Source organism: uncultured Desulfovibrio sp., assembly GCF_902477725.1.
In the GTDB taxonomy this organism is placed as follows: domain Bacteria; phylum Desulfobacterota; class Desulfovibrionia; order Desulfovibrionales; family Desulfovibrionaceae; genus Desulfovibrio.
In genome coordinates, this window is the sequence record NZ_CABSIF010000003.1 from 1 (window position 1) to 15,759 (window position 15,759).

The following is a 15,759-nucleotide window of genomic DNA, read 5'->3' on the forward strand; positions in this document are numbered from 1 at the left end:
TGTTTTAGAGCCGCGTCGCAAATTTGCATCAAGCAGGAATCGTTCTCTCGCGGGCGAAAAATGGTGCTTGTGAAAATAAAATCATATTGCTTTTTGTCACGTTACCCCTAGCTGGATAGTTCTTCCAAAAGGCTGTGTCGCAAGTTTGCGTCGCAATAAATGCCCTTATTAACGCCAAGCCCTCCTGACTGGTGCAAATTTGCGACTATGGCTTGTTAAAAACCGCACTCGCAAACGTGGTCGGAAAAAAAAATTCTAAATACTTAAAAATTTCATATAGTTAAATATTATGGCATGCCGCATGCACAGGGAAAAGCAACCGAGGATTGCCACAACCTTTCGGCGTTCTCCGCGCGGCGGCTACCATTGTCCCGCGCGCCACATATTCATATTTCAGGAGTATCGTGATGAGCACCACCACTTGCGAATGCCGCTCCCCTCAGGAACAGCGCTTGTATGACAAGATCGAGGGCAAGGAAGACAGATTCCGCACAACCCACACCCGCGTTTTCAAGCTGCTGGAGCGTTTTGAGGGGCAGAAGCCGCGCATCGACATTGAACGCGCGCTGTACTTCACCCAGTCCATGCAGGAAACGGACGGCCAGCCTCTGGTGCTGCGCTGGGCAAAGGCCCTCATGCACATTGCGAAAAACATGACCGTATACGTGCAGGAAGACCAGTTGCTGCTTGGCCGCGCAGGTTGCGATGGCCGTTACGGTATCCTGTACCCCGAACTGGACGGCGACTTTCTGGATATCGCCGTGCGCGATCTGCCCACCCGCAAGACCTCTCCCGCCACGATCACGCCTGAAGACGCCAAGCGCGTTATTGAAGAAATTGCGCCATACTGGAAGGGCAAGACCTACCATGAGGCCCTCAACGCCGCTCTGCCCGCCGAGATCCACAAGCTGACCTATGACGACCCCATGGGGCTTATCTCGCGCTTTATCGTCAACGAGACTTCGTCCTTCCGTTCGTCCATCCAGTGGGTGCACGATTTTGAAAAGATCCTGAAACGCGGTTTCAACAGCATCAAGAAAGAAGCCCAGGAAAAACTGGACGCCCTTGATCCACTGAGCTGCAAGGACGCCTGCGAAAAGCGCCCCTTCCTTGAAGCCGTCGTCATCGTGTGCGATGCCATCGTGCTGTGGGCCAAGCGCCACGCCGTGCTTGCCCGCGAAATGGCAGCCAAGGAATCCGACCCCACCCGCAAGGCCGAACTGCTGCGCATGGCCGACAATGCCGACCACGTACCCGGCGAACCTGCCCGCGACTTCTGGGAAGCCTGCCAGAGCCAGTGGTTCACCCAGATGTTCTCGCGCATTGAACAGAAGACCGGCACCACAATTTCTAATGGCCGCATGGACCAGTACTTCTTCCCCTTCTACGCCAAAGACCGCGCCGAGGGTAAGCTCAACGACGCCCAGGCCATGGAATTGCTGGAATGCATGTGGGTGGGCATGGCCGAATTCATCGACATGTACATTTCGCCCACCGGCGGCGCTTTCAACGAAGGTTATGCCCACTGGGAAGCCGTGACCGTTGGCGGCCAGACCACCGATGGCCGCGATGCCAGCAACGCGCTGACCTACCTGATCCTCAAGTCCAAGCGTGAATTCCCGCTGCACTACCCCGACCTCGCGGCCCGCATCCACTCCCGCGCGCCCGAACGCTACCTGTGGGATGTGGCCGAAACCATCAAGTACGGTTCCGGCTTCCCCAAGCTTATCAACGACGAAGAAATCGTGCCCCTCTACGTTTCCAAGGGCGCGACCTTTGAGGAAGCCCTGGACTACGCTGTTTCCGGCTGCACCGAAGCCCGCATGCCCAACCGCGACACCTATACCTCGGGCGGCGCGTATATCAACTTTGCCGCTGCCGTGGAAATGGTACTGCGCAATGGCCGCATGAAGAAGTTTGGCGACCAGCTGCTGGGCGTAGAAACCGGCGACCCGCGCAACTTCAAGACCTGGGACGAATTCTGGAACGCCTACGTGCAGCAGCACCTGCTGTTCCTCAAAACGGCCTTTACCCAGCAGTACATCATCAACAAGCTGCGCGCCCAGCATTTTGCCCAGCCCATGGGCTCTGCCATGCACGACCTGTGCATGAAGCACTGCATCGACCTGCATCAGGAACAGATCCCCGAAGGCATCAACCTGGGCTACTTTGAATACATGGGCCTTGGCACGGTTGTGGACTCCCTCGCCGCCGTGAAAAAGCTGGTGTTTGAAGAAAAGAAACTGAGCATGGACAAGCTGCTGGCCGCCATTGACGCCAACTTTGAAGGCTACGACGACGTACGCGCCCTGCTGCGTTCCGCCCCTTGCTACGGCAACAACGATGAATACGCCGACGCCATTGGCCGTGAAATCGACAGGATTTCCGTGGAATACGGCGGCAAGTACTCCATGAAGGAACTGGGCATCCACAACGATGTGCGCTATGTGCCCTTTACCTCGCACGTGCCATTCGGCAAGGTGGTTTCCGCCACGCCCAATGGCCGTACAGATGGCTTCCCGCTTTCCGACGGCTCCTCGGCCTCGCACGGCGCGGACGTCAACGGCCCCACCGCCGTGCTGCTCTCCAACTACCAGACCAAGAACATGGGCATGCGCGACCGCGCCGCCCGCATGCTGAACATCAAGTTCACGCCCAAGTGCGTGGAAGGCGAGCAGGGCACCGAAAAGCTGGTGTCCTTTATCCGCACCTTCTGCGACCTCAAACTCTGGCATGTGCAGTTCAACGTGGTGAACAAGCAGACCCTGGTGGCCGCGCAGAAAGACCCGCAGAAGTACCGCAGCCTCATCGTGCGCATTGCCGGGTACAGCGCCTACTTTGTGGACCTGTCGCCCGACCTGCAGAACGACCTGATTGCCCGTACTGAACACGACGCTATGTAACAAATCCACGGGCGCGACTGGCCGAAAGGTTGGCCGCGCCCGTTTTTTATAAAAGGATGGTCTTATGTGTCAGGATGACTGCCAACGGCAAGGCATGGTTTTTAACGTACAGAAGTATTCGGTTCATGACGGCCCTGGCATAAGAACCATTGTTTTTCTCAAGGGCTGTAGCCTTTCCTGCCGCTGGTGCAGCAACCCCGAATCGCAGCAACGCGAACCGGAACTCGCCTTTAACGCTGGCCGCTGCCTGGGCGTTTCCAAATGCGGTCACTGCATTGTGGCCTGTCCACACGGTTCCATCACGCTTGGCGAGGATGACAAGCTGAACATAAATCGCAGCCACTGCACCGAATGCCATATGCCCTGCGCTGCGGCATGTCCGGCTCAGGGTTTGCTGGTTTACGGCAAAAAGCGTACAGTGGATGATGTGCTGCAAGTGGTTGAGCAGGACATGGCCTTCTACGCCCGCTCCGGCGGTGGCCTGACCCTTTCGGGCGGCGAACCCCTGTTGCAGGGTGAATTTGCCGTGGCTCTGCTGCGCGAGGCGCGCACCAGGCGTATCAAGACCGCCGTTGAAACCTGCGGCATGGTTTCGCCAGAGACCATCCGCGAGGCCGCGCCATACCTCAATTACGTGCTGTTCGACATCAAACATATGGACAGCGCCGTGCACGAAGCGCAGACAGGCCTGCCCAACAGGCATATCCTCGAAAACTTCCGCATTCTGGCAGAAGAATTCCCTGATCTGCCCATACTGGCACGCACGCCGGTTATCCCCGGCTTTAACGACAGCGAAGAGGCCATTGCCGCCATTGCCGGATTCCTCAAGCCTTTTGAGCGGGTGGAATACGAAATGCTGCCCTACCATCGCCTTGGTACGCAGAAATACCAGTTCCTGGACAGACCCGTGCCCATGGGTGATGTAAAGCTGGAAACAGAGCACATGAACAGGCTTCAGGCTGTGGCGCAGGCCATCCTGGGCGACCGGCTCCGCGTACCGCACTGATAACCACTTACCCCCCGATTGACCTATGGCATGCAGATCTTCCGAGCTTCTATCAAAACATGTGGAGCGCATACTCGATGCCCTGCCTGAAGGCGTCTTTATAAGTGATGCCGCTGGCACTAGCCTGCAGGTTAACCGCATGTACGAGCAGCTGACCGGGCTGACCCAGGAGCAGATACGCGGCAAGAATGTGCGCGATCTGGTGCAGGAAGGCACGTTTGACTGCATTCTGAACCCGGAAATAGTGCGCACGGGCAGGCCCACCACCCATGTGCAGCAGCTCAAGAACGGCAAAAAGCTCGTGCTTACGGGCTTTCCCGTTTTTGATGCCAAGGGGGATCTGTGCCTGGTGGTCACGTTTGCGCGCGATGTCACCCTGCTCGCCCAATTGCAGGATCAGGTGGCCGGGCAGTGCAAACTTATTGACCAGATCAACGACCAGTTGGCCTATATTGCACAGGGCGCGGCAAAATCCCGCGAACCTGTGTATGCCAGCCGGGCCATGGGCGATGTGGTTTCCCTGCTGCGCCGCTTTGCGGACACGGACGCGACCGTGCTTATTTTGGGCGAGACTGGCGCGGGCAAGGACGTGTTTGCCCGCTACACCCACTCCCAGTCGGCCCGCAACGATAAAATCCTGCTCAAGGTCGACTGCGGCGGCATTTCAGAATCTCTCACAGAATCAGAACTGTTCGGCTACATGCCAGGGGCGTTCACGGGCGCTTCCAACAAGGGCAAGGCCGGGTATTTTGAAATTGCCGATGGCAGCACTATCTTTCTGGACGAAGTGGGCGAGTTGCCGCTTTCCATGCAGACGCGGCTTTTGCGCGTGCTCCAGGACGGAGAAATCATGCGGGTGGGCGCTTCCAGCCCGCGCAAGGTGGACGTGCGCATCATTGCCGCCACCAACCGCGATCTGGCCGAAAGCGTGGAGGCCGGAACCTTCCGCCGCGACCTGTACTACCGCCTCAATGTGGCCACGGTGCGCATTCCTCCCCTGCGCGAGAGGCAGGAAGACGTGCGCCCCCTGGCAGAACACTACCTTGCCCAGTACACGGCCAAATACCACAAGGCCATGGCTTTTATGGACGTGACCCTGGACATCATGACGGCCTATTCCTGGCCCGGCAACGTGCGTGAGCTGCAAAACCTTGTGCACAGTCTGGTTATCACACTCAGCGGGCCGCTGATTTCCCCGCGCGACCTGCCGCCGCAGATATCCGGCGCACCCCGCGAAGCCTCGTGCTATAGCGAGGACATCCTCGCCGCCCGCCGCCCCCTGCGCGACATCATGGCCGAAATGGAGCGGGATTTTCTGCTCAAGGCCATTGAAGTGCACGGCTCTGTGCAACGCGTGGCGGAGCTGTTCCAGATCAACCGCAGTACGGTGTTCCGCAAGTTGCAGGGCGCACGGCGGATTGACTGATGCGTGTGGACGCCAGGGCTGGCAACGCGACCGTCAAGACGCATGCCTCTCCCTTGGTGGTGGCGGTTTTGACGACCTTGGTCATGATCCTCTTTGCCGCCAACTCCCTGCTCTGCCGTTTTGCGCTTGCCGAAGGGCAAAACGCTCATCCCCTGAATCCCTCTGTATATACAGCCCTGAGGGCCATTTCTGCCGCTGCCATGCTCTGGCTGCTTCAGATGCGCCGCGGCGGCAATCCCCTGCGTGCTGGCAGCTGGGGCGCGGCGCTGGCGCTGTTTGGCTATATGGCCTGCTTTTCCTGGGCTTATGTTCGGCTGTCTGCCGGGGCGGGCGCTCTGGTTATTGCCGTGGCCGTGCAGGCTGGCATGCTCGTGGCCGGGCTGCGGCTGGGGCAACATCCCGGCAAGGCCCAGAGCCTGGGCATAGGGCTTGCCATGGCGGGGCTTGTCTATCTGCTGCTTCCGGGGCTTGATGCGCCGCCAGCAGGGGCTGCCACGGTCATTTTTTGCTCTGGCCTGTGCTGGGCGGCCTACACGATCTATGGCAGGGGCGGCGACAATGCCGCTGCGGCCACGGCTGGCAATTTTATCCGTTGCGTTCCATTAGCTGTAGCACTGCTGGCCTGGGCTGTGGCTTTTGACCAGGCAGGCATGCCCGCCGCATGGCCATGGGCAGGCGTTGTCTGCGCCCTGGCAGCCGGAGCTCTGGCTTCTGCTCTTGGCTATGTGCTCTGGTATGCTGTTTTGCGCTGGCTCAGCGTGCCCTCTGCCGCTGTGGTACAGTTGAGCGTACCGCTCATCACCGCCCTGGGCGGTGCCATGCTCATGGATGAAACTCTGGGGCTGCGGCTGCTGGTGAGCGCCCTTGCCATTCTGGGCGGCATTTTCTGCGCAACGGCCCTGCCCCACCTGCTGCGCAGACGCTGAGCAAACCAGCATGACGCCTGCGCCATCCCCATTATACCCGGGATAAAAAACGCCGCCGTAAAGGCGCGCAAATCACTACTTTGCTGATGCGGAAAGCAGATTGGCCAGGATGACTTCCGTCACACGGTAAAAAACTTCAAGGTCTGCATCGGGTATGCCCGTCAGGGCTTCAGTGCGCAATTGGGTGCCAATATTCAGGATATCGTTGATGACACTGTCCGCCTTGGGGGTCAGACAGATGCGTCTGGCGCGCCTGTCGCCCTCCACACCCACACGCTCCACAAGGCCCATGCGTTCAAGGCCGTCCAGTACCCGCACAAGGGTGGGGCCTTCCACACCCACAGAAACGGCCAGATCCTTTTGCAGGGCCTTGCCGTTCAGCCGCGACAGGTGCATGAGCACCAGCCAGCGCGCCTGGGTCAGCCCCAGATGGGAAAGACGCTCGTCAAGCTTGGTACGCCATGTGCGGGAGGCGCGGTTGATGATTATACCAACACGGTCTCTGGTAGAAGCGCTCATTGTAATGCCCCCAGTATGTGCGTTGCCAGCTTGTAATTGATACTTGCTTGCCGCCTGCCTGATGCCAACGCTAAGCAATTTTTGGCACCAGATATTAAGCATTGCCACATCCAAACGTCTCGCGCAAGTCAGCAAAATTTTCAAAAGCACACATCAGCCCGCAAAATCAGACCGCGTGCAGAGGATCACCCTGCAAAGCAGACCTGCAACACGCTACCGGAGCGCATATGGGCAAACAAAAACTATGGGAAAAAGTCCAGAAAATAAAGTAAATAAAATATATAAAAATTAATACAACATAAAAACAAAGCTGGATGCCAGCGGTTAAACCCTTTCCCCGTTGTCGCGCCTGCTAAAAAAGGCAGTCCAGAAACATGCGATCGCCAATACCCTGAATGAAAGCGTCAATGTGCACCAGAGCCAGCCGACGCTCCAGAGCCCCGCGCTCGTGCCTGCACCCGCAGAGCATGTCTTCAAGTTCCGTCACATCCCGAACGCCAAAATAGTCGCCGAACAGACGGATATCAGCGATTATTCCGTCACGCACATCCATGTGCACGTCAAGTACGCCGCCGGGGGTCTTTGTGCTGCGTTCAAAGGCGTAATTGGGTGAATAGCCAAAATTCCAGTACCAGGAGCGGTAGCGTTCTTCTGCCAGAGCCTCAATGGCGGTTATTTCCTCCGCGCTCAAGGCCGTCTGCCCGATAGAATCCTCCCCGGCCACAAAGCGCATGAGGTAGTTTATGAATTCCTCAATGGGCATGGGCTGGGGCAAAAAATCCACAATGTTGCCCACGCGGCCACGCACGCTTTTGACAGATTTATCAATGTATTTTGCGGGGCTGGGCTTGAGCGCGGCACAGACAGAATCCAGGTTGGCAGAATACAGCAGGGTGCCGTGGTGCAGCAGACGGTCGCGGTGCATATGCTGCGCGTTGCCGGAAATTTTGCTTTCACCAACGACCATGTCGTTGCGGCCATTGAACTCGCAGGGGACGCCAAGGGCATTGAGCGCTTCGGTAATGGGCGTGGCAAAGCGCTTGAAATCCAGCAGCCCCGCATGGTTGTTCAGACTAATGAAGGTAAAGTTGATATTCCCCAGGTCATGAAAAACAGCGCCCCCGCCGGTAAGCCTGCGCACAACGGGGATGCCGTGCTGCTGCACATAATCGGCGTTGATTTCGGAGTGGGAATTCTGGTTTCGCCCCACAATAACAGAAGCCGCATTACGCCAGAGCATAAAAATGTCGGTTTCGCTATTGCGCAGCAGCCATTCTTCCGCCGCCAGATTGAACGAGGCGTCTGTACAAGGATTATAGATAAAGCGCATACTTCCCCCCATAAAACACATTGTTGGGACATATCGCATTTTCTACATTTGTCCAAGCCATTCGCCGATGCCCTCGTGTACAGGCATGAGGGGCGGTGAGGGCGGTGTTACTTTCACGAAAACATCGGACGTGGAGACAATCCTGTCGCCTTCACGCCCGATGCTTTATGATCAGTCTGTCAATCCATGCAAGGCTTTAAAGCAGGCTTTGGCTGCCGTAAGTGAGCCTTTCAACTGTTAAATGCTCTAGTTGTTAACCGTCTGAAGCTTGGGCAGGGTATTGGCCCCGTGGGGCAGCAGTGTTGCCCGCAGGTCTATGCCGCCGTTCAGCTTTTTTGCCAGTGCAAGGGCTTCGTCCAGCGTTGTGGTGATGTGGATCTTTGTTTTGGCAAAGTCCGCGGCATTCATGGAGCTGACCATGATGAGGTTGTGCTTTCCCGCCGATTCCGCAAACAGAAAGCCCACATAGCTGCCTATGGAAAAATTCTCGCGCAGGTCTTTTTCGCGCGCGTCCATGTTGTCGAAATCGCAAATCTGGTGCTGGGTATCCGGGCTGCCAAAGCCCTCAGTGCAGGCTGACAGGATGATGATGGTGCCGCCCTCGCTCACCACCGCAAGTGCGTTGGCCAGGGTTTTGATGGTCTGGTAAAAATTGATGTCCTTGGGCGCGCCACCCGCGCTGGCGATGACCAGAGGAGTGCGTTCTCCCACGTTGACGCCGTCGATGGCATCAACCAGTGCGCAGGCCTCGCGGTGGGCCTGCACCATGTCGCCAGCCACGGCCTTGATGATGTTGTAATTGTCGTCCACCACCACGTTGAGCAGAAAGCTGGGCTTGGCCAGCTGGGCGGCCTCTTCAAGATCGGCGTGAAAAATATTGCTGGTTTCCATATTGGCGCTGCGCACAGCCGCATTGGTACCGCTGCCAAAGCCCTTGTTCAGGGCCAGATTGTGGTGCCGCTGGATGGTCTCGTAGCTGGCGATGCCGGGCAGCAGATACTTGGGCCCGCCGCCGTACCCGGCCAGAAAGTGGTACACCACGCCGCCGGTCAGGATGATATGGTCGCACTCCATGGCAAAGCGGTTAAACCACACCTCGGTGCCGTTGCTGGTCACGCCCGCCTTGACCATATCCGCCGCATCCCGGCACTTGTGGTCAATAACCTGAATACGGTTGTAAATATCTTCGGAAACAATGGCGATGTGCTCCTCGCGCGTCATCGGTCGGTGCGTGCCCGTGGCCGTGAGTATACGAATGTCTGCATCGCGGATGCCGCATTTGTTCAGACGGGCCACCACAGCAGGAACATAAACATTGGGCGACTGCCACAGACGCGTGGAATCTGGCACGACAATGCACACCGTCTGGCCGGGTTTGAGCATTTCCTCAAGCCTGGGCGAACCGATGGGATTATCCAGAGCTTCATTAATGTGCTCCAACGCGCTTTTTGCGGGCAGCGCAACCGCATTGGAATGCAGCTCCGCCGCTATGAGGCCGTTGCCAAGCTCCACAGAAAATTCCCTGTCGCCGTATTTCATGTAATGCTGTGCCATGAGTCGTGTCCCTGTTTGTTGCTGTGCCGCAAATGCAGCGCCGGGCCTTGTTCCGCACAATTTTGCCGCAGCGCAGTTCGTTCAGGGTCTGTTATGCCTCATGCAGGTTTTTGTGAAGAGGGGGGAATCCCGCTTCCGCGCCACATATGCTCTACCCCAGCAGCGCGCTGCCCGTCATCACAAGGCCCGCACAGGCAAGCATGGCATCAATAAGCAGACTGAAGGTCGCTTCAGACATGCCAAGCACAAAACGCTTGCCCAGAAAGGTGCCAATAGCCAGCGTAGCCCCCACCAGAAGGCCATTGCACAGCACTGGCAGGGGCAGACCGCCCACAGCCCCGAATGCCAGAGCTTTGGCAAAATACACTGCAATGGACGCCGCCGCCTCGGTGGCAAGCAGCGCGCCCTTGGCAAGGCCAAAACCGGCAAAGATGGGAATGGTCAGCGGCCCGGTGGAATATACAACCCCAGTCAGATACCCCACAAGGCCGCCCGCCAGGGCCATCTGCCGGGGGCCAAGGCGCATGCCGCGCGTTCTGCTGGCCCGGCGCAAGCCGATGAGCGCAAAAAAGAACAGACCGATGCACAGATTGGAAATCTCCGAGGGCATGATCCAGAGCGTCCGCACACCCAGCACCGCCGCAGGCACGGCCGTTACCGAATAACAGACAAAGGCCCTGAGGCTTATCTGCCGCCGCCAGGCCACCACGCGCGAGGCATTGCCCGCAATGGAGGCAACAGCCATGATGGGGATGGCGGCCTTGGGGCCAAAGGCTAGACTCAGCACCGGCAAAAGGATTATGGACGATCCGGTGCCCACCACCCCGCTGATGGCCCCTGCCACAATGCCGCATAGAGCAATGAGCGCGTATACCACGGCCTCTCCATACTGCGCGCGCAGATTTGCGTTTACAGGGGCGTAATCTGATCTACCACGTGGTGGAACACATAGGGGTCTGCCACCAGCTCAAAGCGTTCGTCATCGGGATAGTGCACCGCAAGCTGGTAATTTTCGCCCGCAAAGGCCTTTATAGCCTCTAGCGAATCCCACCATGTAGCAAAGAAAAAATGCTCCCAGCCGCGAAATGTCATGCGTTTGACCGCAACGCCCAGATTGCCGTCAACGCTTTTGGCGTGGTCTTCGCCCGTTTTGCGCAGATGCTCGGCAAAGGCGTCGCCCATAGCCTCTGGCACGCACCCGTGCCATGTTCTCACAATCATGCTGCCTCCTGTCTGCTCCCGCGCCCGCCGCGGACGAGGGCGCATTGTCAACGAAAATCCCTTGTGGTACCCAAACCGCACACCAAGTCATCCTGCCTTCGGGATAATTCCGGCGTACAGGCGGCCCCGCGCCTGCGCCCTTGCTGTTTTCGGGGCAACAAACCCTGGCATCACCACATCGATTCACACCGGCCTACAGACCACTTTTCCTGTCCGCCTTCCAGAACGATTTCTATGCCATTACGCGGAGCACGCATATGATCGGGCCAATTGTGAACAGTGGCGGACTTTTCATCGGCGGCATCATCGGCGTTATTTTTGCCGATATTTTTCCTGAACGGCTCAAAAAAGCGCTGCCTTCCATCTTTGGCGTCATAACCCTGTGTCTGGGCGCGACCCTTGTGGGTAAGGCCGCAGCGCTGCCCGCCGTGACGATTTCGCTCATTCTCGGCACCATGGTGGGCGAAATCATGTATGCTGAGGCCTTGTTGCAAAAGTTCCTGCGGGCCATTTTTAGCCTGCTTAAGAGCAAGCGCATGGGGGACGAAAACTTTTCCCTGATGGTCATAACCTTAGTGGCGGCATTCTGCTTTGGCAGCATGGGCTTTTTGGGGGCCTTTCATGAAGGCCTCACCGGCAAGCCCGACATCCTGCTGACCAAGGCCGCGCTGGACATGTTTACCGGCGTGGTTTTCGGCTCCTTCATGGGCTTTTCCGTAAGCCTTATCGCCGTGCCGCAGTTTATTATTCTGGCGCTCATCTACATGGGGGCCACCACCATTGCCCCGTTCATGACCCCGGCCATGCTCAACGACTTTACCGCCTGCGGCGGCGTCATCTTTGTGGCCACGGGCCTGCGCATGTGCGATATTAAGATATTCCCGGTCATCAACATGCTGCCCGCGATGGCCATTATTTTGCCGCTTTCGCACCTGTGGGAGCTGTACTTTCCCTTCAAATAACCGGCCTGCGACCATGGCTGAAATACGGTGTTGCCCCCGGCCTTGCGCGCACGAGGGCAAAACCGTTTAAACACTGCGGCTAGTGCAGCGATTGCAGTTGGGCCAGCAGATCCTCCGGCAGATCAATACTATTTCGCTCACTGGCGGCGCGGCTGAGGCCGATGCGGCGGTCGCCCGGCAGACGCGCGCCCGGCTGGTCGCTGATGAAGCCCAGCAAGTGCTCCACCCGATCCAGAAAGTTCGCCCCTGCCGTAGCCGCAGGGTCCATGACCAGAAAACTCTGCCCAAGGCGCGGCGGCGGGCCGTCCGGCGTGAACAGGGAAGAGGCCTCAATGGCCAGGGAAGCACCAGTAAGCGCTGCCGCCATTATTTCCACAATGAGTGCAAGGGCATAGCCCTTGGGGCCGCCAAAGGGCAGCAGTGCGCCGTTGAAAGCCTTGACCGGATCGCAGGTAGGATTGCCCTCTGCATCCACAGCCGCGCCCTCGGGGATACTCTCGCCCTTTTTTGCGGCCTGCAAAATCTTGCCGCGCGCCAACAGCCCCATGGAAAGATCAATAACAAGGGGAGGGGCGTCCTTGCGCGGGCAGGCCATAGCCAGAGGGTTCGTGCCAAACGTCACCTTGGAGCCGCCGTAGGGGGCCAATGCAGCGGGGCTGTTGGCAAAGCCGAGGGCCAGCAGACCCTGCGCCGCCAGATCCGCCACGGGGAATCCCATCACGCCCGCATGGTGCGAATTGCGCACGGCCATGAGGGCCACGCCAGACTCCCTGGCGGCCTGAGCCACCACGGGCAGGCCATCGGCAAAAGCGCTGAAGGCAAATCCGCAGCAGGCGTCAACCAGCACCACGCCAGGCTTTGTGCGTTCCACCACTGGAATGGCGTTGCCGTCAACCTTGCCTGCCGCCGCCTGGGACGCATAGTAGGGAATGCGCGAAAATCCGTGCGAGGGCAGGCCTTCCATTTCTGCCCGCAGGAGCGAGGCGATGGTCAATTGGGCATTTCGCTGCCCGACCTTGTGGGCCTGCAAAATGTCTTCGCCCATTTTTTGTGCTTCGGTAAGGCTGATATGAGGCATGGGGTCTCCAGAATCTAGCTGATTTTACTTATAGTTGCTTGCATTGCGCGAGCACTTTTTGCATACCAGTATTGTTGATGGCGGAAAAGGATGTTTTGCGCACCCACCCTGGGGCTTTTCTACGCGCAAACTAAATGCTAACCTTATAAAGGCGCGCTGGCTCCCGCTTGGCCCGTGCTGCCGTTGAAGCTCCACGCGCGCGGTCATAATGGCAGTTCTGGCCTGCGCGACGACCGGGAACAAAAGCCCTGTATGGGGGCAGCGGGCATCTTTTTTCCGTTTTACAGAAAATTGCTGCTTGACTGCGCGCCTCAGTCGCCATAAGCAAGCTCGCGACAGGCATTGCCGCCGAAAAATTCCCCCCCTTGGAATTCGGCGTTCAGGGTTAGTGCCCCTTTTGGGAATTGCTGCCTCACGCGATGCCAACATAAGGAAGGATAATGACGAGCTTCCACAACTTTCTTCGCAGTCTTTTTCCCATATGCCGCAGTATTACGGGCAACGGGGTGCGGCAGACGTTGCGCATGTTGCAGGAAGAATTACCGGGATTACGCACCGTTGAGGTGCCGTCTGGATCCAAGGTTTTTGACTGGACAGTGCCGGACGAATGGAACATCCGGGGCGCGCGACTGACCGGCCCATCGGGCGAAGTGATTGCCGACTTTGCCGACACAAACCTGCACGTGATGGGCTATTCAGAACCCGTTGACTGCGACATTTCGCTGGAAGAGCTGCAAAACCATTTGCATTCCCTGCCCGAAATGACCAATGCCATTCCCTATGTCACCTCATACTATGCCCGGCGCTGGGGCTTCTGCATCAAGCACGAGCAGCGGCAAAAGCTGGCCCCCGGCATGTACCATGCCTCCATAGATTCCACCCTGGCTCCGGGGCATCTGACATACGGTGAGCTTGTGATTCCCGGCCAGTGCGAGAAAGAAGTTTTTCTTTCCACCTACATCTGCCACCCCTCCATGGCCAACAACGAGCTTTCCGGCCCGGTGGTGGCCACGGCACTGGCGCAGTGGGTGGCGCAGCGCCCGCGCCGCTACACCTACCGTTTTGCCTTTGTGCCGGAAACTATCGGCTCCATCACCTATCTGAGCCGCAACCACGAGGCCTTGCGCCGCAATGTGGTGGCGGGCTTCAACCTCACCTGCATGGGCGATGAGCGGGCCTATTCCTATCTGCCCAGCCGCAAGGGCAACACCCTGGCCGACAAGGCCGCCCTGCACGTGCTGCACCACTTTGCGCCCGATTTTATCCGCTACACCTTTCTTGACCGCGAGAGCGACGAGCGCCAGTACTGCGCGCCCGGCATCGACCTGCCCCTGTGCAGCGTCATGCGCAGCAAATACCACGCCTACCCCGAATATCACACCTCGCTGGACGACTGCTCGCTTGTTACACAAAAGGGGCTTGAAGGCAGCGTGAACATCATGACGCGCATCCTTGAAGCGCTGGAAGAAAACGTCACCTACGAGCCGCGCGTGCTGTGCGAACCGCAACTGGGCAAACGCGGCCTCTACCCCACGCTGAGCACAAAAACTTCCTGCACGGAACAGGTCAATCTGATGATGGATCTGCTGGCCTATGCCGATGGCGAAACCACGCTGCTTGAAGAAGCAGACATTGTGGGCAGAGATATTTTTCGCTGTGCGGAAACCATGCGCAAGCTGGTTGAAAAGGACGTGCTGGCGGTCAAAACCTGCTGACGACTGTGCGCGGCATGGCTGCAAGGCCACCGCGCAACAGCCGCGTCACGCCATGTCCCAGCCCTGGGTTGTTTCCCGCCCCTGCTTGTAGCGGAAGTCGCATACCTTGCCGCCCTCAGCCAGTGTTGAGGTGCGAGCAAGGCCAGTGCCCTCCGCCCGTGCGGTGGGAAAGTCCACCCGGCAGGGATAAGGAGCCAGCTCGGGCATGCCCAGCGAGGCAAAATACTTCATCAGCCCGCATTCCGTGTAGTTAACACCGATATCAAAATCACGCCCATCTCCCCGAAATACAGTCTGCACCCAGTCCAGCGGGTAGCGCCGCTGCTGGCTGCGCATGGCCCAGCCCTGCAACAGGGCAAAATACTCCGGCGTAAAAAAGCGCTGCCCATTGGCGCGGTACGCTTCCTTTTGCTCCTCAAAACTGTAGACCGCCAGATCGTACACAAGCTTGCCCACATCCCTGGCGCTGAATCCGTGCTCGCGCATGGCCGTGTACAGCGCCGCATACTGCGGCCCTACCAGAAAACTGGGGTAGGTCAGGTTTTCTGGCCCGCCGATATCCGGCAGCGGCAGCAACCGGGCATGGGCCTGCCTTGCCTGGGCAAACATGGCTCGCAAGTCCTCTGCTGGGCGCTGCCCGGCGAGCATCTGCTCCGCACCGGCGCACATGCCCGCAAATTCGGCTTTGAGGGCCTCATCGCTCACCGGCTTGCCAACCCCCTGTGCAATGGAGGCCATACAGGAACAAGGCAGCAGCAGAGCGGCGCAGGTTCCCAGAGCCAGAGAACAAAATACGCGCCGGGTATAGCGGGGAAGCATAATGGCATGGTGCATGGCGGCTCCTGCTTGTGGCGCGCTTGCGCGCCAGACTACGGGTTTACGGCATGACTCACACTAGCCGGAAGCCGGGGGCGCTGTCCACGCGAGCCAGAGTTGCGGTGCGGGCTTGTGGCATGGTCAGCGGCATGGATGCGCGGCACCCTCCCTTTTGCAAGTAAATCACTATTAATTACAAATTATCATTTACTATTTTTTAATATAATTCAGTGTAATATACGGCATAGCGATTTCATCACATTGGTATACCGGTTGACATGTGAACATAACTGGTACATGCAA

13 protein-coding genes are annotated in these 15,759 nt (G+C 58.1%); 6 read left to right on the plus strand and 7 right to left on the minus strand.

The window, feature by feature from the left end; all coding sequences use genetic code 11:
• Nucleotides 1-407 precede the first annotated feature (407 nt).
• The 4 genes from RDK48_RS02805 (at nucleotide 408) to RDK48_RS02820 (ending at nucleotide 6,261) form a co-directional block, all read left to right on the plus strand.
• Complete coding sequence (locus RDK48_RS02805) at nucleotides 408-2,903, plus strand: glycyl radical protein (RefSeq protein ID WP_298991788.1); 2,496 nt, start codon at nucleotides 408-410, stop codon at nucleotides 2,901-2,903.
• 64 nt (nucleotides 2,904-2,967) lie between these two features.
• Nucleotides 2,968-3,909 carry a glycyl-radical enzyme activating protein gene (locus RDK48_RS02810; protein WP_298991793.1) on the plus strand — a complete coding sequence of 314 codons (942 nt, stop codon included), beginning with the start codon at nucleotides 2,968-2,970 and terminating at the stop codon, nucleotides 3,907-3,909.
• A gap of 25 nt (nucleotides 3,910-3,934) precedes the next feature.
• Nucleotides 3,935-5,335: a sigma-54-dependent Fis family transcriptional regulator gene (locus tag RDK48_RS02815; protein ID WP_240823413.1), complete on the plus strand. Its 1,401-nt coding sequence runs from the start codon at nucleotides 3,935-3,937 to the stop codon at nucleotides 5,333-5,335.
• Complete coding sequence (locus tag RDK48_RS02820) at nucleotides 5,335-6,261, plus strand: DMT family transporter (protein ID WP_298991805.1); 927 nt, start codon at nucleotides 5,335-5,337, stop codon at nucleotides 6,259-6,261. The genes RDK48_RS02815 and RDK48_RS02820 overlap by 1 nt, the downstream gene beginning before the upstream one ends.
• Before the next feature lie 75 nt (nucleotides 6,262-6,336).
• Here RDK48_RS02820 and RDK48_RS02825 read toward each other — a convergent pair whose 3' ends face one another.
• The 5 genes from RDK48_RS02825 to RDK48_RS02845 form a co-directional block, all read right to left on the minus strand.
• Nucleotides 6,337-6,780 (minus strand): MarR family transcriptional regulator, encoded by a 444-nt coding sequence (locus RDK48_RS02825; protein ID WP_298991809.1) that lies wholly within the window; start codon nucleotides 6,778-6,780, stop codon nucleotides 6,337-6,339.
• 352 nt (nucleotides 6,781-7,132) lie between these two features.
• Complete coding sequence (locus RDK48_RS02830) at nucleotides 7,133-8,110, minus strand: lipoate--protein ligase (RefSeq protein WP_298991814.1); 978 nt, start codon at nucleotides 8,108-8,110, stop codon at nucleotides 7,133-7,135.
• Between the two features lie 246 nt (nucleotides 8,111-8,356).
• The gene (gene larA, locus RDK48_RS02835; RefSeq protein ID WP_298991817.1) at nucleotides 8,357-9,664 is read right to left on the minus strand and encodes a nickel-dependent lactate racemase; all 1,308 of its coding nucleotides are present in this window, start codon (nucleotides 9,662-9,664) and stop codon (nucleotides 8,357-8,359) included.
• A gap of 151 nt (nucleotides 9,665-9,815) precedes the next feature.
• Nucleotides 9,816-10,541 (minus strand): sulfite exporter TauE/SafE family protein, encoded by a 726-nt coding sequence (locus RDK48_RS02840; protein ID WP_298991822.1) that lies wholly within the window; start codon nucleotides 10,539-10,541, stop codon nucleotides 9,816-9,818.
• A 32-nt stretch (nucleotides 10,542-10,573) separates the two neighbouring features.
• Nucleotides 10,574-10,885 (minus strand): hypothetical protein, encoded by a 312-nt coding sequence (locus RDK48_RS02845; protein WP_298991826.1) that lies wholly within the window; start codon nucleotides 10,883-10,885, stop codon nucleotides 10,574-10,576.
• A gap of 257 nt (nucleotides 10,886-11,142) precedes the next feature.
• Between RDK48_RS02845 and RDK48_RS02850 the strand changes: the two genes are divergently transcribed.
• Nucleotides 11,143-11,847, plus strand: a complete 705-nt coding sequence (locus RDK48_RS02850; protein WP_298991830.1) for a DUF554 domain-containing protein — start codon at nucleotides 11,143-11,145, stop codon at nucleotides 11,845-11,847.
• A gap of 79 nt (nucleotides 11,848-11,926) precedes the next feature.
• Here the strand turns inward: RDK48_RS02850 and RDK48_RS02855 are convergent, their stop codons facing one another.
• Complete coding sequence (locus RDK48_RS02855; RefSeq protein ID WP_298991833.1) at nucleotides 11,927-12,925, minus strand: Ldh family oxidoreductase; 999 nt, start codon at nucleotides 12,923-12,925, stop codon at nucleotides 11,927-11,929.
• A 440-nt stretch (nucleotides 12,926-13,365) separates the two neighbouring features.
• Between RDK48_RS02855 and RDK48_RS02860 the strand changes: the two genes are divergently transcribed.
• Complete coding sequence (locus RDK48_RS02860) at nucleotides 13,366-14,640, plus strand: DUF4910 domain-containing protein (RefSeq protein WP_298991835.1); 1,275 nt, start codon at nucleotides 13,366-13,368, stop codon at nucleotides 14,638-14,640.
• 45 nt (nucleotides 14,641-14,685) lie between these two features.
• Here the strand turns inward: RDK48_RS02860 and RDK48_RS02865 are convergent, their stop codons facing one another.
• The gene (locus tag RDK48_RS02865; RefSeq protein WP_298991840.1) at nucleotides 14,686-15,474 is read right to left on the minus strand and encodes an L-2-amino-thiazoline-4-carboxylic acid hydrolase; all 789 of its coding nucleotides are present in this window, start codon (nucleotides 15,472-15,474) and stop codon (nucleotides 14,686-14,688) included.
• Nucleotides 15,475-15,759 lie beyond the last annotated feature (285 nt).

Excerpts from the sequence above, each read along its gene's own strand:
- RDK48_RS02805 (WP_298991788.1), top strand. The coding sequence starts at position 408 with ATGAGCACCACCACTTGCGAATGCCGCTCCCCTCAGGAACAGCGCTTG.
- RDK48_RS02810 (WP_298991793.1), top strand. The coding sequence starts at position 2,968 with ATGTGTCAGGATGACTGCCAACGGCAAGGCATGGTTTTTAACGTACAG.
- RDK48_RS02815 (WP_240823413.1), top strand. The coding sequence starts at position 3,935 with ATGGCATGCAGATCTTCCGAGCTTCTATCAAAACATGTGGAGCGCATA.
- RDK48_RS02820 (WP_298991805.1), top strand. The coding sequence starts at position 5,335 with ATGCGTGTGGACGCCAGGGCTGGCAACGCGACCGTCAAGACGCATGCC.
- RDK48_RS02825 (WP_298991809.1), bottom strand. The coding sequence starts at position 6,780 with ATGAGCGCTTCTACCAGAGACCGTGTTGGTATAATCATCAACCGCGCC.
- RDK48_RS02830 (WP_298991814.1), bottom strand. The coding sequence starts at position 8,110 with ATGCGCTTTATCTATAATCCTTGTACAGACGCCTCGTTCAATCTGGCG.
- larA (WP_298991817.1), bottom strand. The coding sequence starts at position 9,664 with ATGGCACAGCATTACATGAAATACGGCGACAGGGAATTTTCTGTGGAG.
- RDK48_RS02845 (WP_298991826.1), bottom strand. The coding sequence starts at position 10,885 with ATGATTGTGAGAACATGGCACGGGTGCGTGCCAGAGGCTATGGGCGAC.
- RDK48_RS02850 (WP_298991830.1), top strand. The coding sequence starts at position 11,143 with ATGATCGGGCCAATTGTGAACAGTGGCGGACTTTTCATCGGCGGCATC.
- RDK48_RS02855 (WP_298991833.1), bottom strand. The coding sequence starts at position 12,925 with ATGCCTCATATCAGCCTTACCGAAGCACAAAAAATGGGCGAAGACATT.
- RDK48_RS02860 (WP_298991835.1), top strand. The coding sequence starts at position 13,366 with ATGACGAGCTTCCACAACTTTCTTCGCAGTCTTTTTCCCATATGCCGC.
- RDK48_RS02865 (WP_298991840.1), bottom strand. The coding sequence starts at position 15,474 with ATGCACCATGCCATTATGCTTCCCCGCTATACCCGGCGCGTATTTTGT.